Here is a 25,411-nt window from a genome sequence, read left to right as displayed (position 1 = left end):
CCGGTAGGGACCTGACCGGACTGCTTGCCCGGGGGTGCGGGCGCTGCCTACTCTCCGTCAGGTCAGCGGGGCAGGTGGCAGAGGAGGTGCGATGGGGGCGACCGTCGAGGTCGAGCACCTCACGAAGTCGTTCGGTCGCCAGAACATCTGGCACGACGTCTCGCTCACCCTGCCCGCCGGGGAGATCAGCGCGCTGCTCGGACCGTCGGGCACCGGCAAGTCGGTCTTCCTCAAGACCCTCATCGGTCTCGTGCGCCCGGAGCGGGGCACCGTCCGCGTCGACGGCGTCGACGTCATCTCCTGCGGCGAGCGGGAGCTGCAGGAGGTGCGCAAGCGCTTCGGCGTCCTCTTCCAGGACGGCGCCCTCTTCGGCTCGCTCTCGCTGTACGACAACGTCGCCTTCCCGCTGCGCGAGCACACCCGCAAGGGCGAGAGCGAGATCCGGCGGATCGTCGAGGAGAAGATGGAGCTCGTCGGGCTCGCGGGAGCGGGGGCCAAGCTGCCCGGCCAGATCTCCGGGGGGATGCGCAAGCGCGCCGGCCTCGCCCGGGCCCTCGTCCTCGACCCGGACATCATCCTCGTCGACGAGCCGGACTCCGGGCTCGACCCGGTCCGCACCAGCTACCTCGCCCAGACCCTCGTCGACCTCAACGCCGAGCTCGACACGACGATCCTCATCGTCACCCACAACATCGAGCTGGCCCGACGGCTGCCCGACAACCTCGGCATGCTCTTCAACCGCCGGCTCGTGATGTTCGGGCCACGCGAGGTCATGCTCACCTGCGACGAGCCGGTCGTCGAGCAGTTCCTCAACGGCCGCCGACTCGGCCCCATCGGCATGTCCGAGGAGAAGGACGCCGCGACGGCCGCCCTCGAGGCCGAGACCATCGAGGAGGACGACGAGACGATCCGCGGCCTCGTGCCGCAGATGCGGCCCAGCCGCGGGCTGCCCGACCGGCCCGGCGAGGCCCGCCGCGCCCACCGCGTCACCGATCTGCTGCACGCTCTCCCGGCGCGCCAGCGCGAGGAGATCCTCGCCGCGGCGCCCGCCCCGGAGGCGGCCCGCTGGCGCGACCTCCACGCGGCCGGGACGGCGGTCCCGTGACCGCGTTCGGCCTCGACCCCGTCCTGCCCGCGGACGACGACGACATCCCCTACCCCGCACCGCCCGGCGGCGTGCTCGAGCGGGCCCTCACCGGCACCGGTCAGCTCTTCTCCCTCGGGCTCGACGCGGTCCGGCTGACCTTCGCGCGACCGTTCCAGTGGCGCGAGCTGCTCGAGCAGTTCTGGTTCGTCGCCTCCGTCTCGATCCTGCCGGCGGCCCTCGTCGCCATCCCGTTCGGTGCCGTCATCGCCCTCCAGCTCGGCAGCCTCACCGTCCAGCTCGGGGCGCAGTCGTTCACCGGCGCGGCGAGCGTGCTCGCCGTCATCCAGCAGGCCAGCCCGATCGTCACCGCGCTGATGATCGCCGGCGCCGGGGGAGCGGCGATCTGCGCCGACCTCGGCGCGCGGACCATCCGCGAGGAGATCGACGCGATGACCGTGCTCGGGGTCTCCCCGGTGCAGCGGCTCGTCGTCCCCCGGGTGCTCGCCTCGATGCTCGTCGCGGTCCTGCTCAACGGCATGGTGTCGGTCGTCGGTGTCGTCGGCGGCTACGTCTTCAACGTCGTCCTGCAGGGCGGCACCCCCGGTGCCTACCTCGCGAGCTTCTCGGCGCTGGCCCAGCTGCCCGACCTCTACGTCGGTGAGCTCAAGGCGCTGATCTTCGGCTTCATCGCCGGCGTCGTCGCCTGCTACCGCGGTCTGCACCCGGCGCCCGGCGCCAAGGGCGTGGGCGACGCGGTCAACCAGAGCGTCGTCATCACCTTCCTGCTGCTCTTCTTCGTCAACTTCGTCGTGACGACGCTGTACCTGCAGGTCGTCCCGGCCAAGGGCACCTGATGGCGACCCGCCCCGACCTGCTGCTCGAGTCGCCCTGGGGGCACCCCGTGCGCTGGGTCGCCGGCCTCGGCGCCCAGGTCCGCTTCCACCTGCGGGCCGTCGGGCTCACGCCGGTGGCGCTGCGCCGCTACCCCAAGGAGGTCGTCCGCCTGCTCGCCGAGGTCAGCTTCGGCTCCGGGGCGCTCGCGGTCATCGGCGGCACCATCGGCGTGATGGTGGCGATGAGCCTGTTCACCGGCACCGTCGTCGGTCTCCAGGGGTACGCCGCCCTCGACCAGATCGGGACGTCGACCCTCAACGGCTTCATCTCCGCCTACTTCAACACCCGTGAGATCGCGCCGCTCGTCGCGGCGCTCGCGCTCGCCGCCACCGTCGGCTCGGGCTTCACCGCCCAGCTCGGCTCGATGCGGATCAGCGAGGAGATCGACGCCCTCGACGCGATGGGCGTCGCGACGATCCCCTACCTCGTGACCTGCCGGATGGTGGCCGGGTTCATCGCGGTGGTGCCGCTCTACGTCGTCGGGCTGCTGACGTCGTACGCCGGCTCGCGGCTGGTCACCGTCGTCTTCAAGGGCCAGTCGGCGGGCACCTTCGACCACTACTTCGACCTGTTCCTGCCCCCGGTCGACATCCTGCTGTCCTTCGTCAAGGTCGTCGTCTTCGCGGTCCTCGTCATCCTCATCCACTGCTACTACGGCTTCAAGGCCAGCGGCGGCCCGGCGGGGGTCGGCATCGCCGTCGGCACCGCGGTGCGCCGCAGCATCGTCACCGTCGCCGTCATCGACTTCTTCCTCTCGCTGGCCCTGTGGGGCGCCACGACGACGGTGCGGATCGCCGGATGACCGCGCTGCGCCGGGGCGACGTCGTCGCCGGGCTCGTCTACCTGCTCGTCCTCGCCCTGCTGCTGGCCGGGGTCGCGGCGGCGTACGGCAAGACCTTCGAGCGCACCGTCGCCGTCACCCTCACCGCGTCGACGGCGGGCAACGCCATGCGGGCCGGGGCCGACGTCAAGATGCGCGGCGTGCTCGTGGGACGGGTCACGGGCATCTCCGCCTCGGCGACCGGCGCGGTGCTCGACCTCGCCCTCGACCCGGCGCAGACCGGCGAGGTCCCCGCCGACGTGCAGGCGCGGCTGCTGCCCAAGACCCTGCTGGGGGAGCGCTACGTCAGCCTCGTCGTCCCCGGTGGCGGGGCGGCGTCCGGGCCGATGATCGCGGCCGGTGCCACCATCCACGAGGACCGGTCGGCGGAGGCGGTCGAGCTGCAGCGCGTCCTCGACGACCTGCTGCCGCTGCTGCAGACCGTGCAGCCGGAGAAGCTGGCGTCGACCCTCGGCGAGGTGTCCGGCGCGCTGCGCGGACGCGGTCGCGACCTCGGCTCGTCCCTGTCCGAGCTCGGTGCCTACGTGCAGCGGCTCCAGCCCCGGGTGCCGAGGATCGCCGACGACCTCCAGGCGCTGTCGTCGGTGGCCGACACCTACACGCAGGCCGCGCCGGACCTGCTCGCCGCGCTCGACGACCTCACGACCTTCGCGCAGACGCAGGTCGACCAGCAGCAGCAGCTCGCCTCGCTCTACGCGACGGTCGTCTCGTCGGCCAACACGACCGGTGGCTGGGTCGGCGACAACTCCTCGACCATCATCGCGCTGTCGCGCGACAGCCTCCCCGCGCTCGACACGACGGCCCGCTACGCGAGCGAGTTCCCCTGCACGCTGGCCGCGCTGACCGCCCTCGTCGGACCGATGGACCGGGCGCTGGGCAAGGGCACCGACCAGCCGGGGGTCCACGGCACCCTCAGCATCGTGCCCTCGCGCGGGCGGTACGTCAGCGGGCGCGACGCCGTCGTCCCCACCGCCGCCGGCGGGCCCCGCTGCCCCTACGTGCCGACCGGTCGGTCGGTCGTCGCCCCCGACGGCACGACCCAGGCGTACGCCGCCCCGGCCGCCTCGGGCACCGGTGCGGGCGTGGCGCTCCCGTCGGCCGCGGCCGGCCTGGGCCTGGCCAACTCACCCGCCGAGAACGCCTGGATCGCGGAGCTCGTCGCCCCCGACGCCGGCACGTCGCCGCAGGCCTTCCCCGGGTTCTCCTCGCTCCTGCTCGGCCCCGCGCTGCGCGGCTCGGTGGTGACGCGCCGATGAGGTCGATCACCGGGCCGCTGCTCAAGAGCATCGCCTTCGTCGTCGTCACGGTCCTCGCGACCGGCGTGCTGGCCGTCGTCATCGCCAACGGCTCGTCCGGTGGCGGGTCGTCGTACGTCGCCCTGTTCAGCGACGCGACGAGCCTCAACGTCGGCGACGACGTGCGGATGGCCGGGGTGCGCATCGGCACCGTCACCGACGTGACGATCCAGGACCACCGCACCGCCCGGGTCGGGCTCTCGGTCGAGCCCGACGTCCGCCTCGCGCGGACGGTGCGCGCGATCCTGCGCTACCGCAACCTCGTCGGGCAGCGGTACGTCGCCCTCGACCAGGGATCGGGGTCGCCCGCGGACGCGCTGCCGGTGGGCTCGACCATCGGGCTGGACCGCACGCAGCCGGCGCTCGACCTCACCGTCCTCTTCAACGGCTTCCAGCCGCTCTTCACCGCGCTGTCCCCGCAGGACGTCAACTCGCTGTCCTACGAGATCATCCAGGTCTTCCAGGGCGAGGGCGGCTCGGTGCAGACGCTGGTGAGCCAGACGGCGACCTTCACCCAGACGCTCGCGAGCAAGGACCAGGTCATCGGTCAGGTCATCGACAACCTCAACACCGTGCTCACCACCGTCAACGCCCGCAGCGAGCAGCTGTCCGCGATGCTCGTCACCCTCCAGCAGCTGACGTCGGGCCTGGCGGCCGACCGGGCGCAGATCGGCAGCGCCATCAGCAGCATCGGCTCGCTGACGACGAGCGTCGGCGGCCTCGTGCAGGACAGCCGCGCACCGCTGCGATCCTCCATCGACGGCCTCGGGGCGGTGTCGGGGACGCTGTCGACCACCCCGCAGCTCGACCAGTTCCTGGGAACGCTCCCGGTCAAGCTCGACGCGCTCGGTCGCACGACCAGCTACGGGTCCTGGATGAACTTCTACCTCTGCTCCGTCACCGGCCGGATCCCCGTGCCGCAGGGCTACTACGGAGGCGTCGGCGCGAAGCCGGTCGAGGCGAGGTGCCGCGGATGAGGCGCTCGTTCTCGTCGCGCAACCCCGTCGTCGTCGCGGTCGTCGGGCTGCTCGTGCTCGCCGTCGTCGGCCTGCTCGTCTTCTACTCCAGCAGCCTGCCCCTCGTCGGCGCGGGGACGACGTACCGCGCGTACTTCACCGAGGCGGCCGGGCTGCGCACCGGCAACGAGGTGCGCATCGCCGGCGTCAAGGTCGGCCAGGTGAGCGGGGTGTCGCTGCAGGACGACGTCGTCGAGGTGGACTTCCAGGTCAAGGACGCCTGGGTCGGCGACCGCAGCACCGCGGCCATCAAGATCCGCACCGCCCTCGGGCAGAAGTACCTCGCCGTCGACCCGCTGGGCAGCCAGGAGCTCGACCCGTCCGTGGCCATCCCCGCCTCGCGCACGACGTCGCCCTTCGACGTGCAGCAGGCGCTCAGCGGCCTGACGACCACGGTCGAGCAGATCGACACGGCGCAGCTGGCCCAGAGCTTCGACGTGCTGTCCGACGCCTTCGCCGACACGCCCGCCTCGGTGCGGGGCGCGCTGCAGGGTCTCACCGCGCTGTCGCGCACGATCAGCTCGCGCGACGCCCAGCTGGCCACCCTGCTGAAGAACACCCGTCAGATCTCGGCCACCCTCGACGAGCGCGGCCCGCAGGTGGCCGCGCTCGTGCAGGACGGCAACCTCCTGCTCGGTGAGCTCCAGCAGCGGCGCGAGGCGATCACGACGCTGCTGCGCAGCACGCAGACCTTCGCCCAGCAGGTGCGCGGCCTCGTCACGGACAACCAGGCCACGCTCCAGCCCGCCCTCGACAAGCTCCAGGCGGTCGCCGCGGTCCTGGACCGGCACCAGGCCGACCTGGCCCGGGCGCTGTCGCTGGCGGCGCCGTACTACGCGATGCTCGCCGACGCGACGGGCAACGGGCGCTGGCTCGACGGCTACATCTGCGGGCTCTTCGACAGCAGCGGGGCGCCGGTGCTCGACGCAACGGCCCAGCGCACCTGCGCGCCCACGACGGGGGCGAAGCGATGACCCTCCCGCTGCGCCGCGTGCTCTCCGTCGCCGGCGTCCTCGTGCTCGTGCTCGCCGTCGGGGTCGTCGCGTTCCTGCGCACCCGCGACGACGCGGTCCGCGTCAGCGCCGTCTTCCCGACGACGATCGGGGTGTACGAGGGCTCGGACGTGCGGGTCCTCGGGGTCAAGGTCGGGACGGTCGATTCGATCACGCCGACCGGCACCACCGTGACCGTGCGGATGAGCCTCGACCCCGGCACCCGGGTCGCGGCCGACTCCTCGGCGGTCGCCATCGCCCCCAGCCTGGTCAGCGACCGCTACGTCCAGCTCACGCCGGCCCGGCGCGGGGCGGCGACCATCGCGAGCGGGACGACGATCCCGGTCTCGCGCACCGCGACCCCCGTCGAGCTCGACCAGATGTACGCCGCGCTCAAGGACCTCGGCACCGCCCTCGGGCCGGACGGGGCCAACCGCCAGGGCTCCCTGTCGCGGCTGCTCACCACCTCGGCGCGCAACCTCGACGGCAACGGCGCCGACCTCGGGCAGGCGGTCACCGAGCTGGGCAAGGCCGCCGCCACGCTCGACGGCTCGCAGAGCGACCTCTTCGGCACGGTGAGCAACCTGCAGGGCTTCAACGACACCCTGGTGAAGAACGACCAGGGGGTCGCGACGCTCAACGACCGGCTCGCGCAGGTGTCGACGACGCTCGCCCAGGACAAGGCCGACTACGCCGCCGCCGTCCAGCAGCTCGGTCAGGCGCTCGCCCTCGTCGAGACGTTCGTCCGGGACAACCGGGCGTCGATCAAGGGCGGTGTCGACGGGCTCCAGCGGACCGCGGCCACCCTGGCCGCGCAGAAGGCGGCGCTCGAGAAGATCTCCGCGACCGTCCCGACCGACCTGCAGAACTTCCTCGACGCCTACGACCCGAGCACCGGCACCCTCAACAGCCGCGGTGACCTCAACGAGATCGGCGTCTGGGGTCAGGGGGCGGCGGCCGCGGCGGCCCCCCCGACGTTCCTGCCGTCCGTCACCGGCGCGACGGGAGGCACGCGGTGAGCACCCGTCGACCGCTCGCCCTCGCCGTGGCCGTCCTCGCGCTGCTCGGTCTCGCCGGCTGCAGCCTCGGCACCCAGGGGGTGTACGACGTCCCGCTGCCCGGCGGCGTCGCCGTCGGCCGCGACGGCTACGAGGTGACGGCGCAGTTCTCCGACGTGCTCGACCTCGTCCCGCAGGCGGCGGTCAAGCTCGACGACGTGCCGGTCGGCCGGGTCTCGCACATCGGCCTCGGCACCGACGGCAAGGTCGCCGACGTCACCCTCCTGTTGCGCGGGGACGTCGACCTCCCGGCCAACACCACGGCCCGGATCACCCAGACCAGCCTGCTGGGCGAGAAGTACGTCGCCCTGTCGCGCCCCTCGTCCGCCGCCACGGGATCGCTGCGCTCGACCCGCCGGATCGGGGTCGAGGGCACGTCCGAGGCCGTGGACGCCGAGCGCGTCCTCGGCGCGCTCTCGTTGCTGCTCAACGGCGGTGGGCTCGCGCAGTTCCAGGAGATCAGCAAGGAGCTCGCCGCGGTGTCCTCCGGGCGGGACGCCGACATCCGCGCCTTCCTCACCCAGATGGCCTCCTTCGTCAAGACGCTCGACACCCGCAAGGCCTCGATCACCTCGGCGCTCGACAGCCTCGACCGGCTCGGTCGCACCCTCGACGCGAACACCACGCAGCTGACCACGGCGCTGGCGAAGCTGCCCCCGGGGCTGCAGGTCATCGCCGACCAGCGGCAGCAGCTCGTCGCCATGCTGGCCGCGCTCGACCGCCTGTCCACCGTCACCGTGAGCACGCTCGACCGCAGCCGCGACGCGATGGTGGCCGACCTGCAGCGACTCGACCCCATCCTCGGCCAGCTGGCCGCCGCCGGGCAGTCGCTGCCCGCGTCGCTGCAGATCCTCGCGACCTTCCCCTTCCCGGACAGCGTCCTCGGCGCCATCAAGGGCGACTACGTCAACACCTTCCTGGTCACCAACCTCTCGACCCCGGGGACGACGATCCCCAACGACACCTCCGGGGCGGGCTGGCCCAGCGCCTACCCCGGGTCCTGCGCGACCGACGTCCCCTTCGCCGGCTGCGGCACCCCCGCGCCCGTCCCGTCCTCGTCGACCGGCACGGGCACCGGCGCGGCTACCGGCACGGGCACGGGCACGGGCACGGGCACGACGACGATCGGCCCGCCCCCGATGCTGCTGCCGCCGACCTCCTCGGTCGCCCCCGGCCTGCCCACGCCGGTCGTCACGTCGACGCCCACGCCGACCCCCACGCCCACGCCCTCACCGACGCCCACCCGCACCGGGGGGCGGGGCTGATGGGCCGCAAGGTGACGACGCAGATCGCGCTGTTCGTCCTCGTCGCGGTCGTCGGCCTGTCGGTCATCGCCGTCCGCTACGTGCAGCTGCCGCGCGTGCTCGGCCTCAGCGGCTACACGGTCACCCTCGACCTGCCGGACACCGGCGGCGCCTACACCGACGCCGACGTGTCCTACCGCGGCGTCTCCGTCGGCCGCGTCGGCGACATCCGGCTCACCGCCGACGGGGCGCAGGCCGACCTGCACATCGACGGCAGCGCGCCGCGGATCCCCTCCGACCTCTCGGTCGTCGTCGCGAACCGCTCCGCGGTGGGGGAGCAGTACGTCGACCTGCGACCCCGGGTCGACCCCGGGGTCGACGGACCGTGGCTCGCGGCCGGCGCGCACGTGCGGGTCTCGGCGGACCAGCTGCCGCCGTCGGTCGAGTCCGTGCTCGCGGCGAGCGACCGGGCCATCCGATCGGTGCCGCAGGACGACCTGCGCACCGTCGTCGACGAGCTCGACGCCGCCACCCGCGACAACGGCGAGAACCTGCAGCGGCTCATCGACGCGGGTCGCGCCTTCACCCGCGGGGCCACCGAGAACCTCCAGGTCACCGAGCAGCTCATCGACTCGAGCGGCACGGTGCTCGCCACCCAGGAGCGCAGCGCCGGCGACATCACCACCTTCTCCTCGAACCTCGCCCAGATCTCCGCGCAGCTGCAGTCCTCGGACGGCGACCTGCGGGCCCTCATCGGCACCGCCCCGGGGGCCGCCGCCCAGGTCCAGGGCCTCGTCGACGACGTCGGCGCCCCGCTCGGGGTCCTCATGGGCAACCTCGTGACGACGGCCCAGGTGTTCAGCGCCAACTCCGCAGGGCTCCAAGGCGTCTACGTGCGGCTGCCCGCGGCGGTGAGCGCCGCGCACGCGGTGGTCGGCCAGGACGGGCTGAAGGTCGGTCTCGTCACCTCCTTCTTCCAGCCGCTCCCGTGCACCAACGGGTACGGCGGGACGACGGCGCGCCCCCCGACGGACACCAGCGCCGGCCCGGGCGTCAACGCCGGCGCCGCCTGCGTGCCGACCTCCCCGGACAGCGACGTGCGCGGCTCGCAGGCCGCGCTGGCCGCCGCGGACCGCACCCGCCTGCCGATCGGGACCGTCTCCGGCGCGACCACGCTCGCGGACCTGCTCGGCGGGGGATGATGAGCAGGATGAGCACCACGACCCGTCCGGCGACGACGCCGGCCCCGCCCCCGACGCGCGTCACCCGTCGCGGGCCCTCGCGCCGGCTGCGGGTGCTCGCGCGCGTCGTCGCCGCGCTCGGCGTGGCCGTTCTCGTCGCCGGCGTCGCCTGGTGGCGCGTCACCGCGGGTGACGACTCCCTCGGCTACGCGGCACTGCGGGACCAGGCCACCCTCCAGGGCCGTCAGGACATCGTCGTGATGAACAGCCTGGACGCCAAGGGCTTCGACGCGTCGTACCGGGCCTGGCTCGACGCGACGACCGGGGTGCTGCACGACCAGCTGGCCCAGCTGACGCAGCAGCAGCGCTCGATGCTCGTCGACTCCGGCGCCTCCACGACGGCCCGCGTCGTCGACGGGGCGCTCACCGAGCTCGACGAGCGCGCCGGCACCGGGCGGCTCATCGCCGCCGTCGAGCTGACCGTCGTCGCGAAGGACGGCAGCCGGACCGTCAAGCGCAACCGGTTCACCGCCGACCTCTCGCTCGACGGGAGCCGGTGGAAGCTGTCGCAGCTGCAGCAGGTGGGAGTGGCCCAGTGACGACCTCGACGACGAGCCCGACCCCGCGGTCGGCCCCGCGGCGCCCCCGGCGCGCCGTCGCCCCCGTGACGGACCCGACCGCACCGGTCGACGAGCCGGTGCCGGCCCCCGAGGCGACGCAGCCGACCGACCCGACCCGGACGCCCGAGCCGCCTGAGCCGCCCGAGTCACCCGAGCCGACCCAGCCGCCCGAGCAGCCCGAGCAGCCCGAGCCGGGCTCGCCGCCGGCCGGCCGCGGCCGGTTCGTCGTCGCCGCCCTGCTCGCGGTCGGCGTGCTGGCCGCCGCCGGTGGCGTCGCCGCGGGGGTGCAGGCCCAGCGGCTGCGCTCGACCGACGCGGCGCGCAACCTCGCGCTCGTCGACGCCGACCGCACCGACGAGGTCGTCAGTCAGGTCGACGCGGCCCTCGCCGCCGTCTTCACCTACGACTACCGGACCCCGGCGACGACGTCGCAGGCGGCCACCCGGCTGCTCGTCGGCGACGCGTCGGCGCAGTACCGCACGCTCTTCGACACGCTGCAGAAGAAGGCCGCCGGCCAGCAGCTGACGATGACGGCCACGGTGCAGCTGGCCGGGGTGGAGACGCTGGGCGAGGACCACGCGCGGCTGCTCGTGTTCCTCGACCAGACCTCGACCCGGGCGTCGGACGGGACGCGCGCGACGTCGGCGGCCCAGCTCGCCGTCGGGGCGGTGCGGCAGGGGAGCACCTGGCGGATCGACGAGATCCGCCCCCAGTGAGCCCGGTGAGCGGCCGACCTCAGCCCTCGCGGGCGGGCACGTTGTCGAGGTCGACGGGGTAGGCGAACCCGTAGACCGCCACCCGCTTGGCGCTGGGGTTGCCCTGACCGACGCGGCGGTGGCGCTGCAGGACCTCCGCCAGCTCGGCCTGCAGGGCGGCCAGCTGCTCGCGCGTGACGAGGACGAGGTGGTCGGTCAGGCCCAGGTGCTCCGACCAGCCGGCCGGCCAGGACGGCGCCACCTCGAGCCACTCCTCGGCCCGCGTCGTGAAGTGCCGCACGTAGTCGCGCTCGATCCACCCCAGCGCGGTGACGGCGTCCTCGTCGCCGTCGAGGTCGCCGGCCGCCCACGAGTGCCCCTCGGCAGCGGCGCGCCACACCCGCTCCCGGCCGCGACCGGGTCCCGCGTCGACGACGAGCCCGACCTCGGCGAGCCGGCGCAGGTGGTAGCTCGTCGCCCCGGAGTTCGTCCCGAGCGCGCCCGCCAGGGCGGTCGCGGTGGCGTCCCCGGAGCGCCGCAGCTGGGCCAGCAGCCGCGAGCGCAGCGGGTGGGCGAGCACCTTGACCGCGGACGGGTCGAGGCGCGCGGAGGAGGGGTCGGGACCGGCCATAGGTGCACACTACCTGTGCACAGTTCGGCTGCACACCCGTGGCGGGGACTGCTCCGGAGGGCGTCGTACGGGGAGTCATCGCAGGTCAGGGGCGTGCGGGGCGTCGTACGGGAGGATTTGGGGCACCCTCCCCGCGCCCTCTAGACTGGGGTGTCGTCATCCGGAGCCCCCTGTGGGCAGCGGAGACCGTCCCGCCCTCGGGCGCGGGCTCCCAGGACGACCGCGGAGCGCCTCGGCGCACCGCCACCCCTGACGCTCCACCACGTCCCGATCCGAAAGCTGGACCATCGTGCGCACGTACACCCCCAAGCCCGGCGAGGTCACTCGCTCGTGGCACGTCATCGACGCGACGGACGTCGTGCTCGGCCGCCTCGCGAGCCAGACCGCCGTCCTGCTGCGCGGCAAGCACAAGCCGACCTTCGCCCCGCACGTCGACACCGGTGACTTCGTCATCATCGTCAACGCCGACAAGGTCGTCCTCACCGGCAACAAGGCCGCGCAGAAGCTGGCCTACCGGCACTCGGGCTTCCCGGGCGGTCTGAAGTCGACCTCCTACACGGAGCTGCTCGAGAAGAACCCGACCAAGGCCGTCGAGAAGGCCATCCGCGGGATGCTCCCCAAGAACTCCCTGGCCCGCCAGCAGCTGACCAAGCTCAAGGTCTACGCCGGCCCCACCCACCCGCACGCGGCCCAGCAGCCGGTCCCGTTCGAGATCACCCAGGTCGCGCAGTAAGGAACCCCAGTGACTGACATCAACGACGTCGACGTCCTCGACACCGACGAGCCCGAGGTCTCGGAGTACACCTCGCAGTCCACCGGCCCCGTGGAGGGTGGCGCCGACGCGCCCCGCCCGTCCGCGTCGGCCCCGGGTGCCGCGACCGGTCGCCGCAAGCAGGCCATCGCCCGCGTGCGCATCGTCCCCGGCACCGGCCAGTGGACCATCAACGGCCGCACCCTCGAGGGGTACTTCCCCAACAAGGTGCACCAGCAGATCGTCGCCGAGCCCCTCACGGTGCTCGAGCTCGCCGGCGCGTACGACGTCCTCGTCCGCGTCCACGGCGGTGGCCCCTCCGGCCAGGCCGGTGCGGTCCGCCTCGGCGTCGCCCGCTCGCTCAACGGCGTCGACCCCGAGCTCAACCGCCCGGCGCTGAAGAAGGCCGGCTTCCTCACCCGTGACGCCCGCGTCCCGGAGCGCAAGAAGGCCGGTCTGAAGAAGGCGCGCAAGGCGCCGCAGTACAGCAAGCGCTGATCGACCGACGCGGCTGCGCGAGCAGCCACCAGCACCACCAGACGGCGGCCCGGGGGACCCCGGGCCGCCGTCCTGCTGTCCCCGGAAAGGGAGGACCACCCGTGGCTCGACTCTTCGGCACCGACGGGGTGCGCGGCGAGGCCAACACCGCGATCACCGCGGAGCTCGCCCTGGACCTGGCCGTCGCGGCCGCGCACGTGCTCGGCGAGGCGGGGGAGTTCGCCGGCCACCGGCCGGTGGCCGTCGTCGGCACCGACGGGCGCGCCTCGGGGGAGTTCCTCTCGGCGGCCGTCGTGGCCGGCCTCGCCTCCGCGGGGGTCGACGTCCTCGACGCCGGGGTGCTGCCGACCCCGGCCGTCGCCTTCCTCACCGCCGACCTCGGGGCCGACCTCGGCGTCGTCCTCTCGGCCTCGCACAACCCCATGCCCGACAACGGCATCAAGTTCTTCGCCCGTGGCGGGCACAAGCTCCCGGACGACGTCGAGGACGCCATCGAGGCGCGGATGCGCGAGCCGTGGACCCGGCCCACGGGTGCCGGCGTGGGCCGGGTGCGCCGGCTCGAGGACGGCGGGGAGCGCTACGTCACGCACCTGCTCGACGTCCTGCCGCACCGCCTCGACGGCCTGCACGTCGTCGTCGACGCCGCGAACGGCGCGTCGTCCGTCGTGAGCCCCGAGGCGTTCCGCCGGGCCGGGGCCCGCGTCGAGGTCATCGGGGCGAGCCCCGACGGGCTCAATATCAACGACGGGGTGGGCTCGACCCACCTCGAGCCGCTGCGCGACGCCGTCCTCGCGCACGGCGCCGACCTCGGCATCGCGCACGACGGCGACGCCGACCGCTGCCTCGCGGTCGACCACCGCGGCGAGGTGGTCGACGGCGACCAGATCCTCTCCGTCCTCGCCCTCGCGCTGCGCGAGCGCGGCGACCTGCGCGGCGACACCGTCGTCGCGACGGTGATGAGCAACCTCGGCATGCTGCGGGCGATGGACGAGCAGGGCGTGACCGTGCGCCAGACCGGCGTCGGCGACCGCTACGTCCTCGAGGACATGCTCGCCGGCGGCTACGCCCTCGGCGGCGAGCAGTCCGGCCACGTGATCCTGCTCGACCACGCCACCACCGGTGACGGGGTCCTCACGGGGCTCATGCTCGCCGCGCGGGTGGCCCAGACCGGTCGCCCCCTGGCCGAGCTGGCCGGGGTGATGACGCGCCTGCCGCAGGTGCTGGTCAACGTCCGCGGCGTCGACAAGGACGCCGTCGAGACCCACGAGCGCGTCCAGGCCGACCTCGCCGCCGCGGTCGACGAGCTCGGCTCCGAGGGGCGGGTGCTGCTGCGCAAGTCCGGCACCGAGCCGATCGTGCGCGTCATGGTCGAGGCCGTCGACCAGGAGCGCGCCCAGGCCGTCGCCGACCGGCTGGCCGACTCGGTGCGCACGCACCTCTCGCTGACCGGCTGACCCCCCCTCGGCCGTTCGGTCCGACGGGCGAGCCGCACCGGACAGGGGCGGGCGCGACGGAGGATGATGCGGCCGTGGAGCACCTCGCCCTGCGTCGCGTCGCCCCGACCGACGTCGTCGTCGCCGCCACCGGCCACTACCTCGCCGGACGCCCGATCGACATGTCCGCGCTCGCCGTCGACCTCGGCATCAGCCGCGCCACCCTCTACCGGCGGGTCGGCAACCACGAGGCGCTGCTCGGGGCGGTGCTGGCCCGGCAGACCGAGCTGACCTGGCGGGCGGTCCGCCCCGCCGTGACCGCCGAGGGCACCGCGGGCGTCGTCGCGCACCTCGTCGCCTTCGTCGAGGCGGTCACCGGCTCGCAGGCGCTGCGCGGGCTCATCGAGCGCGACCCGGTGCTCTTCGTGCGGACCGTCATGGGACCGGGCGAGGTGGAGGACACCGCCACCGCGCTCGTCCACGAGCTCGTCCTCGAACGGCTCGGCGACCGACTCCAGGAACGCCCCGGCCTCGACGCGAAGGTGCTCGCCCGCGCCATCGTCCGGGTCGCCGACTCGATGATGTACTCGCACCTGCTGCGCGGCACCGAGCCCGAGGTCGGCTCCGCCGTCGCCGTGACGACGCTGCTCCTCGACGCCGCCGTGCAGCCCGGGCCCGTCCCGGCGTCGTGACCGCCCGGCTCGACCTGCTCACCGAGCGGGTCGCCCTCACCCCCGGGGACGACGTGGTGCTCCTCCTCGACGGCCTGCTGGCGGGGCCGGAGGGCGACGGATCGCTGCGGGTGCGGGTCACCCACCTGGGGGAGCCGGTGCTCGACACCGAGCTCGCCCCCGGGCCGGCGGACGCGCGCGGCCGGCGGCGGGTCGCGCTGGGGCCGCTGCCCGCGGGGTCGTACGCCGTCGCGGTGGGCGGGCCCGGGGTCGCGCTCACGACGGGGCTCGACGTGCTGGACGACCGGGCGCGGCGGCTGCGCTACGGGTTCGTCGCCGACTTCCGGCCCGGCCGCGACGACTTCGACGACCTCGCCGACTGGCTGCGCGCCGCGCACCTGACCCACGTCCAGCTCTACGACTGGATGTACCGGCACGCCGCGCTGCTCCCGCCCGACGCGCACACCCTCCCCGCGTACGACGACGCGCTCGGCCGCCCGCTCTCGCTCGCCACGGTGCGCGCCGTCGTCGAGACCGTGCGCGCGGTGGGAGGGCGCAGCATCGCCTACGCCGCCGTCTACGGGGCGGGTCGGGAGTACGCCACCGCCCACCCCGAGCAGGTGCTGCGACGCCGGGGCGGCGCGCCGTGGACCCTCGCCGACTTCCTGTGGGTCATGGACGTCTCGCCGGGGTCGGCCTGGGTGCGCCACGTCGTGCGCGAGATGGGCGCCGCCGTCGAGGCGGTCGGTTTCGACGGCCTGCACCTGGACCAGTACGGCGACCCCAAGGTGGCCCTCGACGCGCGGGGCCGGGTGGTGGACCTCGCGGCCGCGTTCCCGGCGCTCGTCGACGCCGTGCGCGACCGGCTGCCGCGGACCACCCTGGTCTTCAACAACGTCGGTGGTTTCCCGGTGTGGTCGACCGCCGCCGCCGCCCAGGACGCGACGTACGTCGAGGTGTGGCCGCCCCGCACCGGGCTGGTCGACCTCGCGGCCCTCGTGGCCGACGGCCGCGAGCGCGCCCCCGGGCGGCCGGTGGTGCTCGCCGCCTACCTCACGCCGTTCGCGCGCGGCAGCGGCCCGCGCGAGGTGGCCGGCGCCCAGCTCGCGCTCGCCACGGTGTGGCTCTCGGGCGGGCAGTCGCTCCTGCTCGGCGAGGTGGCCGGCGTCCTCACCGACCCCTACTACCCGCGGCACGGGAGCCTCGACGCCGCGGCCGTCGCCGCGCTGCGGGCGTGGACCGACTTCGCCGTCGCCACCGCCGACGTGCTCGACGACCCGGGCGCCCGCGACCTCGGTCCCGTCCTCGTCGGCGGGGTCAACCGCGACGTCGTCCTCCTCGGCGCCGACGGCGAGGTGCCCCATGGCCCGTCGCCGCGCGCGGGCGAGGTCTGGGTCCGCCCGAGCGAGGTCGACGGCCGGCTCGTCGTCTCGCTGCTCGACCTGCGCGGGCAGGCGGACACCCGGTGGGACGCCCCGCACGAGGCCCTCGAGCCGGCCACCGGGCTGCGGCTGCGGCTGCGGCTCGTCGCCGAGCGCCCGCGGGCCGTCGTCGGTCACCCGGGCGGCGGCCCCGCGCTGCACGAGGCGCCGGTGCGCGACGCCGTACCGGGAGTGGACGGCGACGACGCCGCACCCGGCGGCGGCGAGGTCGTCGTGGACCTGCCGCCCTTCACCGGGTGGTGCGTGCTCGTCGTGGACCGGTGAGGGACCGGTGAGGGACCGGCGAGGGGGTTCAGGCCTTGCGGTGCAGCAGGCCCGTGTCGACGTCGTAGAGGAACCCGCCGACCTGGGCCCGACCGGCGACGAGCGGGTGCTCGCGCAGGGTGCGGACGTCGTCCTCGAGCGCCGCGAGCTGGTCGTCGACGGTGTGGAACTCCATGCCCAGGCCGGACTCGGCGACCCCGGCGTGCTCGGCGACCCGCTGGGTGATCTCCTGCGTCGTGCTCGAGGCGACGGCGCAGCGGGTGTGCGGGACGACGAGGATCCGGTCGACGCCGAGCAGGTGGACGCCGAGGACCATGGCCTCGAGGGCGACCGGCGTCAGCCGGGCGCCGGGGTTGCGGACGAACTTCGCGTCGCCCGCCGTCAGCCCGATCATGCCGAGCGGGTCGATGCGGCTGTCCATGCAGGTGAGCATCGCGACGCCGCGGCGGGCGATGCCGTCGAAGCCGGCGAGGGCGAAGTGGTCGGCGAACTCGCGGTTCGCGTCGAGCAGGTCGTCGAAGGCGGGGTCGTGCGGGGTCTCGGTCACGCGGTCTCCTCAGGCACCGGGGCGGACGGGGATGGTGGTGGCGACCGGCGTCGTGCCGGGCGCGAGGGCGGCGAAGAAGTCGTGGCCCTTGTCGTCGACGACGATGAAGGCGGGGAAGTCGCGGACCTCGATCCGCCACACCGCCTCCATGCCGAGCTCGGGGTACTCGAGGACCTCGACCTTGGTGATGCAGTCCTGCGCCAGGCGCGCGGCCGGGCCGCCGATCGAGCCGAGGTAGAACCCGCCGTACGTCGCGCAGGCGTCGGTGACCTGCTTGCTGCGGTTGCCCTTGGCGAGCATGACCTTGCTGCCCCCCGCGGCCTGCAGCTGGGCGACGTAGGAGTCCATCCGGCCCGCCGTCGTCGGTCCGAAGGAGCCGCTGGCCATCCCCTCGGGCGTCTTGGCCGGGCCCGCGTAGTAGACCGGGTGCTCCTTGAGGTACGACGGCAGCTCCTCGCCGGCGTCGAGGCGCTCCTTGATCTTCGCGTGCGCGATGTCGCGCGCGACGACGAGCGGGCCGGTGAGCGACAGGCGGGTGCGGACCGGGTGCCGGGTCAGCTCGTCGAGGATCTCGTCCATCGGCCGGGTGAGGTCGACGGCGACGACGTCGTCCTGCTCCCGGCCCAGCGACTCGGCGGTCGTGTCGGGCAGGAAGCGGGCCGGGTCGCGCTCGAGCTCCTCGAGGAAGACACCCTCCGCCGTGATCTTCCCCAGCGCCTGCCGGTCGGCCGAGCAGGAGACGGCGATCGCGACGGGCAGCGAGGCGCCGTGCCGGGGGAGGCGCACGACGCGCACGTCGTGGCAGAAGTACTTGCCGCCGAACTGCGCGCCGATGCCCATCCGCCGGGTCAGCTCGAGCACCTTCTCCTCGAGCGCGGTGTCGCGGAAGCCGCGCGCGGTGGCCGCGTCGCCCGTCGTCGGGAGGGCGTCGAGGTACTTCGCCGACGCGTACTTGGCCGTCTTGAGGGCGAACTCGGCGCTCGTCCCGCCGATGACGATGGCCAGGTGGTACGGCGGGCAGGCGGCCGTCCCGAGCGAGCGCAGCTTCTCGTCGAGGAAGCGCATCATGCTCTCCTCGTTGAGGATCGCCTTCGTCTCCTGGTAGAGGAACGACTTGTTGGCGCTGCCGCCGCCCTTGGCCATGAAGAGCAGCTTGTACGTCGTCTCGTGCCCCGGCTCGGTGTCGGCGTAGAGCTCGACCTGGGCCGGCAGGTTGGAGCCGGTGTTGCGCTCCTCCCACGTCGTCACCGGCGCCATCTGCGAGTAGCGCAGGTTGAGCCGGGTGTAGGCGTCGTACACCCCGTGGGCGATCGCGCGCTCGTCGGTGCCCTCGGTGAGGACGTGCTGGCCGCGCTTGCCCATGACGATCGCGGTGCCCGTGTCCTGGCACATCGGCAGGACGCCGGCCGCCGCGATGTTGGCGTTCCTCAGCAGGTCGAGCGCGACGAAGCGGTCGTTGTCGCTCGCCTCGGGGTCGTCGACGATCCGGCGCAGCTGCGCGAGGTGCGCGGGGCGCAGGAAGTGCGCGATGTCGTGCATCGCCTCGGCGGTCAGCAGCCGCAGCGCCTCCGGGTCGACCTCGAGGAAGGTCCGCCCACCCGGGCCCTCGACCGTGCGCACCCCCTCGGTCGTCAGCAGCCGGTACGACGTCTCGTCGGGGCCGATGGGCAGCAGGTCCTCGTAGGCGAACTCGGCCACGGTGTCGTCGTGCTCCTGGGTCGGTCGGTGGCGCGGGCTGCGCCCCCGTCACCCTACCGACGGGGCCCGGCCGGGGCCGCGACGGGCGTTACGCAACCGTGACCGCTCCACCTCGAGCACCATCTTGCGCCCCGGGGTAAAAACGTTTTTACTTCTCTGCAGGCGGCGCCCCGTGGTCACGGAGCGGGCCGGTAGGTCTCGGTGAGGTCTCGGCACGCCCGCGGTCATGTCCAAACCGCACGGGCGTGGTTACTGTTCGGTCTCATCGACCGGTGGACACCACGGTCGGCTGACGCCGATCTTCGTCACAGCGGGCTGCGGCCCGGCCTTCAAAGGAGAAGCACTGGAATGATCACGCGCAGGGCAGCAGGAGCCGCGATCGCCGCGGCCGCCGTGGCCGGCCTCGCCTCGGGATGCCTCTCGTCGACCCCGTCGACGAGCTCCAACAACGGGGCGGCCGCCTCGGGAGCCGGCAAGAGCACGGTCGAGGTGATGTACGGCTTCTCGAACGAGCAGGAGACGGCCTTCCAGAAGGACGTCAACAAGTACGCCCAGTCCATCGGCGTGACGGTGAAGTTCACCAAGGCCGGTTCCTGGGACACGGAGATCAACGCCCGCGTCTCCGGCGGCACCCCGCCCGACGTGGGCCTCTTCCCGCAGCCGGGCCTCATGTGCGACCTGGCCAAGCAGCAGAAGCTCATCCCGTACGACGACGCGACGGTCAGCACCGACAAGGAGACCCTCGTCAACGGCTTCGTCGACGCGGGCACCTGCGCCGACGGCAAGGTCTACGGCCTGCCGTCCTCGGTGAGCGTGAAGTCGCTCCTCTGGTACGACCAGGCCGCCTTCAAGGCCGGTGGCTACACCGTCCCGACGACGCTCGACGAGCTGACCTCCCTGACGGACAAGATCCGTGGCGAGGGCAAGACCCCCTGGTGCATCGCGGCGGAGTCCGGTCAGGCGACCGGCTGGCCCATCACCGACTGGATCGAGGACCTCGTCCTGCGCTACGCCGGGCCGGACAACTACGACAAGTGGGTCAAGGGTGAGCTGAAGTTCAACAGCCCCGAGATCAAGCCGGCGTTCGACTACTTCCAGAAGATCGCCTTCACCGACGGCAACGTCCGCGGTGGCACCAAGGCCATCGTCGCCACGAACTTCCAGACCGGCGGCAACGGCCTGTTCACCCAGCCCCCCGGCTGCTACCTGTTCAAGCAGGCGACCTTCATCGCCGCCAAGGGTGGTTTCCCGGACAACGTCGTGGCCAACCTCGACAAGACGGTCGGCGTCACCGCCTTCCCGGCCAAGACCGCAGGCGACAACCCGGTCGAGGCCGGTGGCGACCTCGCGGCGGCGTTCAACAACGACGCCAACGTGCTGAAGATCCGCAACTTCATCGCCAGCAAGGACAACGGCACCGAGGTCGGCAAGGCGGGCTACTTCTCGCCGCACAAGACCTTCGACGCCTCGCTCTACCCGAACAACACGATCCGCACGATCGCCACGGACGTCCTCTACAAGGCGTCGGTCGCCCGCTTCGACGGGTCGGACCTCATGCCGGCCAAGGTCGGCGCCGGCACCTTCTGGACGGAACCGGTCAAGTGGATCTCCGGCCAGGAGGACGAGACGACCATGCTCGACAACATCGACAAGAGCTTCCCGAAGACCAGCTCCTGACGAGGTGAGGTGCGGGGGTGGTCCGGTCGGACCACCCCCGCACCCGCACCCTCCCGCTCCACCGGGGACGCGGACCCCCTCCTCCGCGCACGACCACGCGACGACGACGTCGCCCTCCTTCTCTCGCATCGGAGACGGCCCATGGTCATCAAGATCCTCAACGCGCTCATCGCGATCATCGGCGGCATCGGCGGCGCGATGATCATCTTCTGGATCCTCAACAAGCTGGCGGAGTCGCTCAAGGGGAAGTGGGAGGACCGGGTCAAGCCCTGGATGTTCGCCGGTCCCGCGATCCTCGCGATCGGCGTCTACCTCATCTACCCGGCGATCGTCACCATCCAGTACTCGTTCGCCAACGACCAGACGACGGCGTACGTCGGCGTCCAGAACTACGTCGACCTGCTCACGGACTCGACGTTCCTGCAGGCGCTGTTCAACAACGTGCTGTGGATCATCATCGTGCCGGCCGCCACGGTCGTCCTCGGTCTCGGCGTCGCGGTGCTCGCGGACCGGCTCAACCCGGGGGGCGAGAAGTTCTCCAAGACGCTGATCTTCCTGCCCATGGCCATCTCCATGGTCGGGGCCTCGGTCATCTGGAAGACGACCGTGTTCGACTACCAGCCCGCGGGCACCCCGCAGACGGGGCTGTGGAACGCCATCCTCGGACTCTTCGACAAGGGCCCCCTCTCGTGGCTGCAGACCGACACGCTGCACCTCAACAGCCTGCTGCTCATGCTCATCCTCGTCTGGAGCCAGGTCGGCTACGCGATGGTGCTCCTCTCGGCCGCCATCAAGGGGGTCCCCGAGGACACCGTCGAGGCCGGGCGCATCGACGGCGCCGGTGAGCGCCGGATCTTCTTCTCCATCATCGTCCCTCAGATCTGGGGCACGATCGTCACCGTCTTCATCACCGTCCTCATCGGGGTGATGAAGGTCTTCGACATCGTCTACGTGCTGACCAACGGCCAGTTCAACACCGACGTCATCGGCCGCCGGTTCTACGACGAGCTCTTCACCTTCCGCAACAACGGCTACGCCTCGACCATCGTCGTCATCCTCCTCGTGGCCGTGATCCCCGTGCTCGTCTACCAGGTCCGTCACTTCCGCGCCGAGGAGGCCGCTCGATGACCACCAACATCCAGGTGGGGACGGGTACGCCGAACCTGCCCGACGACACCGTCCCCGCGCAGAAGATCAAGCACAGCCGACCCAGCCGCGGACAGGGCAGCGCCTCGACGGGGGTGAAGATCGGCCTCGGGATCATCGTGCTCCTGTGGACGATCCCGACCATCGCCCTGTTGATCAACAGCTTCCGCCCGCGCGACGTCCAGTTCTCCGAGGGCTGGTGGACCGTCATCGCCAGCCCGCTGGACTTCACCAAGTGGACGCTGAGCAACTACCAGCAGGTGCTCAGCGACCAGCCCGGTGGCGTCAACATGGGCAACGCGTTCGTCAACTCGTTCGCGGTCGCCCTGCCGGCGACGGTCATCCCGATCCTCATCGCCGCCTTCGCGGCCTACGCGTTCACCTTCATGAGCTTCCGGGGCCGCGACGTCATGTTCGTCGTCATCGTCGGCCTGCTCGTCGTGCCCAACCAGGTCGCGCTCGTGCCGCTGCTCAAGCTCTACAGCGCCGTGCACCTCAACGGGACCTTCCCGGCGGTGTGGCTCGCCCACATCGGCTTCGGCATGCCACTGGCGGTCTACATCCTGCGCAACTACATGTCGGGGCTGCCGAACGCGGTCATCGAGTCGGCCAAGATCGACGGCGCGAGCCACTTCACGACCTTCTGGCGGCTCATCATCCCGATGTCGCTGCCGGCACTGGCGTCGTTCGCGATCTTCCAGTTCCTCTGGGTGTGGAACGACCTGCTCGTCGCGCTGCTCTTCCTCGGTCGCGGCGACAACGCCGTCGTGACGGTGGCGGCGCAGGGCCTGCTCGGCCAGACGGGTCAGGGCAAGGAGCTCATCCCGGCGGCCGGGTTCATCTCGATCATCGTGCCGATCATCGTGTTCCTCTCGCTGCAGCGCTTCTTCATCCGCGGTCTCACCTCGGGTGCGGTCAAGGGCTGACGGCTCCGGGCGGCGCGGCCTGCGGGCCGCGCCGCCCTCCACCCGTCACGATTGAGCCATGGCCTCCATCCTCGACGTCGCCCAGGCCTCCGGCGTCTCCGTCGCCACCGTCTCCCGCGCGCTGCGCGGGCTGGACCGGGTGAGCGAGTCGACGCGCGCGAAGGTCCTCGCCGCCGCCCGCGAGCTCAACTACGTCGCCTCGCCGACGGCCGCCTCCCTGGCCTCCGGACGCACCCGCATCATCGGCGTCGTCACCCCGTTCTCCGACCGGTGGTACTTCTCCACCCTCATCAGCGGCGTGGAGAAGTCGATCCGCGACCACGCCCACCACGTCCTGCTGCTCGACCTCGAGGAGTCGGCCAGCGGCCGCCGCTCGGTCAGCCACGACCTCGTGGGCAAGCGCGTCGACGGCGTCCTCGTCCTCAACATGGTCCTCGACCCCCAGGAGGAGCAGGTGCTGCACGACCTCGGTCTGCCGGTGGTCACCGTCGGGCGCTCGTACGACGCCTGGTCCTCCGTCGGCATCGACGAGAGCGGCACGGTCGACGCGGCCGCCCGGCACGTCGTCGGGCTCGGTCACCGCGACATCGCCTACGTGGGCGACGTCGCCGAGGACGCCGCGTACGGCGAGGTCCCGGGGCAGCGCTTCGGCGCCTTCCGGACGGTGCTCGAGGAGGCGGGCATCCCCGTCCGGCGCGAGTGGGTGCGCACCTCGGACTGGACGTCGTACGACGCCGCCCGGGACGCCCGCGAGCTGCTCTCGCGCGAGGAGCGGCCGACCGCCGTGGTGGCCGGCTCGGACGAGATGGCGCTGGGCGTCCTGGCCGCCGCCGTCGAGCTCGGGCTCTCCGTCCCCGGCGACCTGTCGATCACCGGGGTCGACGACATCCCCATGGCGCAGACCTTCGGCCTGACGACGGTGCGCCAGGACGTCCGCGCCGTCGCCGAGCGCGCCGGTGACCTGCTCATGGCCTCGCTCGGGACGGGCCGCTCGCGTCCCGACGAGCCCCCAGTGCCGGAGCGCATCCTGCTGCCCACCGAGCTCGTCGTCCGCCGCTCGACGGGGGCGCCGGCATGAGCGGCGCGTGGTGGCGCGACCAGGTCGTCTACCAGGTCTACCCGCGCTCGTTCGCCGACGCGGACGGCGACGGCATCGGCGACCTGCGCGGCATCCTCGAGCACGTCGACCACCTCGCCGACCTCGGGGTCGGTGTCGTCTGGCTGTCGCCGGTCTACGCCTCGCCGCAGGACGACAACGGCTACGACATCAGCGACTACCAGGCCATCGACCCGGTCTTCGGCACGCTCGAGGACCTCGACGCGCTGGTCGCCGCGCTCCACGAGCGCGGTATCCGGCTGGTCATGGACCTCGTCGTCAACCACACGTCCGACGAGCACGCGTGGTTCGTCGAGTCCCGCTCGTCGCGCACCAGCGACAAGCGCGACTGGTACTGGTGGGCGCCCCCACGGCCCGGCCACGTCGGCGGCGAGCCCGGGGCCGAGCCGACGAACTGGGTCTCGTTCTTCTCCGGGCCGGCCTGGGAGTGGGACGAGGCGAGCGGTGAGTACTTCCTGCACCTGTTCTCCCGCAAGCAGCCCGACCTCAACTGGGAGAACCCCCAGGTGCGTTCGGCCGTCCACGCGATGATGCGCTGGTGGCTCGACCGCGGGGTCGACGGCTTCCGGATGGACGTCATCGACATGATCTCCAAGACGGTCGGCCCGGACGGCCACCTGCCCGATGGGGTCCCCGGATCGGCCGGGACGGCCGAGCCGACCCTGGCCGACGGGTCAGCCGCCTTCATCACCGGGCCCCGCCTGCACGAGTTCCTCCACGAGATGCACGAGGAGGTCTTCGCCGGGCGCGAGCACCCTGTGCTGACGGTGGGGGAGTGCCCCGGCATCACCGTCGAGGAGGCCGTCCTCGCCACCGACCCGCAGCGCCGCGAGGTCGACATGGTCTTCCAGTTCGAGCACGTCGACCTCGACCACGGCGACGGCAAGTGGGACCACCGACCGCTCGCCCTGCCCGTCCTCAAGGCGTCGCTGGCCCGCTGGCAGGAGGGCCTCGCCGACGCGGGGTGGAACTCGCTGTACTGGGACAACCACGACCAGCCCCGCGCCGTGTCGAGGTTCGGCGACGACGGCCCGGCGCACCGGGTGGCCTCGGCCAAGACCCTCGCGACCGTGCTGCACCTGCACCGGGGCACGCCGTACGTCTACCAGGGCGAGGAGCTCGGGATGGCCAACGTGCCGTTCGAGCGGATCGAGGACTACCGCGACATCGAGTCGCGGGGCCACTACCGGGCCGCGGTGGCGGCCGGGCAGGATCCTGCCGACGTGCTCGTGGCGCTGCGCCGCACCAGCCGCGACAACGCGCGGACGCCGATGCCGTGGGACGGTTCGCCGACGGCGGGGTTCACCACCGGCACACCGTGGATCGGCGTCAACCCGGAGAACGTCACCGTCAACGTCGCCGCCCAGCAGGGGGACGACGACTCGGTGCTGGCGCACTACCGGCGGCTCATCCGGCTGCGCAAGGAGGAGCCGGCCGTCGTCGAGGGTCGCTTCGCGCTCCTGCTGCCCGACCACGAGCAGGTGTGGGCCTTCACCCGGACGACGCCGGTCACCGAGCTGCTCGTGATCGCCAACTGCTCGTCGCAGGAGGCGCAGGTCCAGCTCGACCTCACCGGATGGACCCCGTACGACGCCCTGGTGCCCTCGCACGGCGACGGGCCGGCGGACGTCGGCACGCTCCGCCCGTGGGAGAGCGTCGTGCTCCGACGTCGCCTGAGCTGAGAACC

At 72.7% G+C, this 25,411-nt stretch carries 24 protein-coding genes; 21 read left to right on the top strand and 3 right to left on the bottom strand.

All coding sequences use genetic code 11. The features are described 5' to 3' along the window. Positions 1-91 precede the first annotated feature (91 nt). The 11 genes from FB458_RS02475 to FB458_RS02425 all read left to right on the top strand — a co-directional run bounded on the left by FB458_RS02475 (position 92) and on the right by FB458_RS02425 (position 10,944). Entirely contained in the window at positions 92-1,105 is a 1,014-nt protein-coding gene (locus FB458_RS02475; RefSeq protein ID WP_141846475.1) for an ABC transporter ATP-binding protein, read from the top strand. Continuing rightward, the gene (locus FB458_RS02470) at positions 1,102-1,941 is read left to right on the top strand and encodes an MlaE family ABC transporter permease (RefSeq protein ID WP_170185551.1); all 840 of its coding nucleotides are present in this window, start codon (positions 1,102-1,104) and stop codon (positions 1,939-1,941) included. The genes FB458_RS02475 and FB458_RS02470 overlap by 4 nt, the downstream gene beginning before the upstream one ends. Continuing rightward, positions 1,941-2,783 carry an MlaE family ABC transporter permease gene (locus FB458_RS02465; RefSeq protein ID WP_141846472.1) on the top strand — a complete coding sequence of 281 codons (843 nt, stop codon included), beginning with the start codon at positions 1,941-1,943 and terminating at the stop codon, positions 2,781-2,783. Before FB458_RS02470 ends, FB458_RS02465 begins: the two co-directional genes overlap by 1 nt. Then, a complete protein-coding gene (locus FB458_RS02460) occupies positions 2,780-4,078 on the top strand; it encodes an MCE family protein (protein ID WP_141846466.1) in 1,299 nt (432 codons plus the stop codon). The genes FB458_RS02465 and FB458_RS02460 overlap by 4 nt, the downstream gene beginning before the upstream one ends. After that, the gene (locus FB458_RS02455) at positions 4,075-5,094 is read left to right on the top strand and encodes an MCE family protein (protein WP_141846464.1); all 1,020 of its coding nucleotides are present in this window, start codon (positions 4,075-4,077) and stop codon (positions 5,092-5,094) included. The genes FB458_RS02460 and FB458_RS02455 overlap by 4 nt, the downstream gene beginning before the upstream one ends. Next, on the top strand, positions 5,091-6,107 hold the full coding sequence (locus tag FB458_RS02450; RefSeq protein ID WP_141846462.1) for an MCE family protein: 1,017 nt from the start codon (positions 5,091-5,093) through the stop codon (positions 6,105-6,107). The genes FB458_RS02455 and FB458_RS02450 overlap by 4 nt, the downstream gene beginning before the upstream one ends. After that, on the top strand, positions 6,104-7,144 hold the full coding sequence (locus FB458_RS02445; RefSeq protein WP_141846460.1) for an MCE family protein: 1,041 nt from the start codon (positions 6,104-6,106) through the stop codon (positions 7,142-7,144). The genes FB458_RS02450 and FB458_RS02445 overlap by 4 nt, the downstream gene beginning before the upstream one ends. Continuing rightward, positions 7,141-8,448: an MCE family protein gene (locus FB458_RS02440; protein ID WP_141846458.1), complete on the top strand. Its 1,308-nt coding sequence runs from the start codon at positions 7,141-7,143 to the stop codon at positions 8,446-8,448. The genes FB458_RS02445 and FB458_RS02440 overlap by 4 nt, the downstream gene beginning before the upstream one ends. Before the next feature lie 11 nt (positions 8,449-8,459). Further along, positions 8,460-9,629, top strand: coding sequence for an MCE family protein (locus FB458_RS02435; protein ID WP_170185550.1), 1,170 nt, complete (start codon positions 8,460-8,462; stop codon positions 9,627-9,629). Positions 9,630-9,637: 8 nt separating this feature from the next. Next, positions 9,638-10,207: a hypothetical protein gene (locus FB458_RS02430; protein WP_141846454.1), complete on the top strand. Its 570-nt coding sequence runs from the start codon at positions 9,638-9,640 to the stop codon at positions 10,205-10,207. Between the two features lie 65 nt (positions 10,208-10,272). Then, a complete protein-coding gene (locus FB458_RS02425) occupies positions 10,273-10,944 on the top strand; it encodes a hypothetical protein (RefSeq protein ID WP_141846452.1) in 672 nt (223 codons plus the stop codon). A 19-nt stretch (positions 10,945-10,963) separates the two neighbouring features. Here FB458_RS02425 and FB458_RS02420 read toward each other — a convergent pair whose 3' ends face one another. Further along, positions 10,964-11,554, bottom strand: a complete 591-nt coding sequence (locus tag FB458_RS02420) for a helix-turn-helix domain-containing protein (protein ID WP_141846450.1) — start codon at positions 11,552-11,554, stop codon at positions 10,964-10,966. A gap of 289 nt (positions 11,555-11,843) precedes the next feature. On the opposite strand from FB458_RS02420, the gene rplM reads away from it, so the two are divergent. The 5 genes from rplM (at position 11,844) to FB458_RS02400 (ending at position 16,613) form a co-directional block, all read left to right on the top strand. Then, complete coding sequence (gene rplM, locus FB458_RS02415; protein ID WP_141846447.1) at positions 11,844-12,287, top strand: 50S ribosomal protein L13; 444 nt, start codon at positions 11,844-11,846, stop codon at positions 12,285-12,287. A 9-nt stretch (positions 12,288-12,296) separates the two neighbouring features. After that, complete coding sequence (gene rpsI, locus FB458_RS02410) at positions 12,297-12,803, top strand: 30S ribosomal protein S9 (RefSeq protein ID WP_141846445.1); 507 nt, start codon at positions 12,297-12,299, stop codon at positions 12,801-12,803. A gap of 101 nt (positions 12,804-12,904) precedes the next feature. Beyond that, on the top strand, positions 12,905-14,257 hold the full coding sequence (glmM, locus tag FB458_RS02405; protein ID WP_141846443.1) for a phosphoglucosamine mutase: 1,353 nt from the start codon (positions 12,905-12,907) through the stop codon (positions 14,255-14,257). Between the two features lie 74 nt (positions 14,258-14,331). Then, positions 14,332-14,928 (top strand): QsdR family transcriptional regulator, encoded by a 597-nt coding sequence (locus FB458_RS21195; protein ID WP_170185549.1) that lies wholly within the window; start codon positions 14,332-14,334, stop codon positions 14,926-14,928. Then, the gene (locus FB458_RS02400; protein ID WP_170185548.1) at positions 14,925-16,613 is read left to right on the top strand and encodes a glycoside hydrolase family 66 protein; all 1,689 of its coding nucleotides are present in this window, start codon (positions 14,925-14,927) and stop codon (positions 16,611-16,613) included. Before FB458_RS21195 ends, FB458_RS02400 begins: the two co-directional genes overlap by 4 nt. Before the next feature lie 28 nt (positions 16,614-16,641). Here the strand turns inward: FB458_RS02400 and FB458_RS02395 are convergent, their stop codons facing one another. After that, positions 16,642-17,160 carry a beta-class carbonic anhydrase gene (locus FB458_RS02395; RefSeq protein WP_246061025.1) on the bottom strand — a complete coding sequence of 173 codons (519 nt, stop codon included), beginning with the start codon at positions 17,158-17,160 and terminating at the stop codon, positions 16,642-16,644. 9 nt (positions 17,161-17,169) lie between these two features. Further along, positions 17,170-18,858 carry a fumarate hydratase gene (locus FB458_RS02390; RefSeq protein WP_141846439.1) on the bottom strand — a complete coding sequence of 563 codons (1,689 nt, stop codon included), beginning with the start codon at positions 18,856-18,858 and terminating at the stop codon, positions 17,170-17,172. A gap of 348 nt (positions 18,859-19,206) precedes the next feature. Between FB458_RS02390 and FB458_RS02385 the strand changes: the two genes are divergently transcribed. The 5 genes from FB458_RS02385 (at position 19,207) to FB458_RS02365 (ending at position 25,406) form a co-directional block, all read left to right on the top strand. Then, positions 19,207-20,535: an ABC transporter substrate-binding protein gene (locus tag FB458_RS02385; protein WP_141846437.1), complete on the top strand. Its 1,329-nt coding sequence runs from the start codon at positions 19,207-19,209 to the stop codon at positions 20,533-20,535. 141 nt (positions 20,536-20,676) lie between these two features. After that, a complete protein-coding gene (locus tag FB458_RS02380; protein ID WP_141846435.1) occupies positions 20,677-21,663 on the top strand; it encodes a carbohydrate ABC transporter permease in 987 nt (328 codons plus the stop codon). After that, positions 21,660-22,607 (top strand): carbohydrate ABC transporter permease, encoded by a 948-nt coding sequence (locus FB458_RS02375; RefSeq protein WP_141846433.1) that lies wholly within the window; start codon positions 21,660-21,662, stop codon positions 22,605-22,607. The genes FB458_RS02380 and FB458_RS02375 overlap by 4 nt, the downstream gene beginning before the upstream one ends. A gap of 58 nt (positions 22,608-22,665) precedes the next feature. Beyond that, positions 22,666-23,685: a LacI family DNA-binding transcriptional regulator gene (locus FB458_RS02370; RefSeq protein WP_141846431.1), complete on the top strand. Its 1,020-nt coding sequence runs from the start codon at positions 22,666-22,668 to the stop codon at positions 23,683-23,685. Beyond that, positions 23,682-25,406 carry a glycoside hydrolase family 13 protein gene (locus FB458_RS02365; RefSeq protein WP_141846429.1) on the top strand — a complete coding sequence of 575 codons (1,725 nt, stop codon included), beginning with the start codon at positions 23,682-23,684 and terminating at the stop codon, positions 25,404-25,406. Before FB458_RS02370 ends, FB458_RS02365 begins: the two co-directional genes overlap by 4 nt. The last annotated feature ends 5 nt before the right edge of the window (positions 25,407-25,411 follow it).

The sequence above is a fragment of the Lapillicoccus jejuensis genome, assembly GCF_006715055.1.
Classification (GTDB): Bacteria; Actinomycetota; Actinomycetes; order Actinomycetales; family Dermatophilaceae; genus Lapillicoccus; species Lapillicoccus jejuensis.
This window is presented reverse-complemented; position numbering and strand designations above follow the sequence as displayed.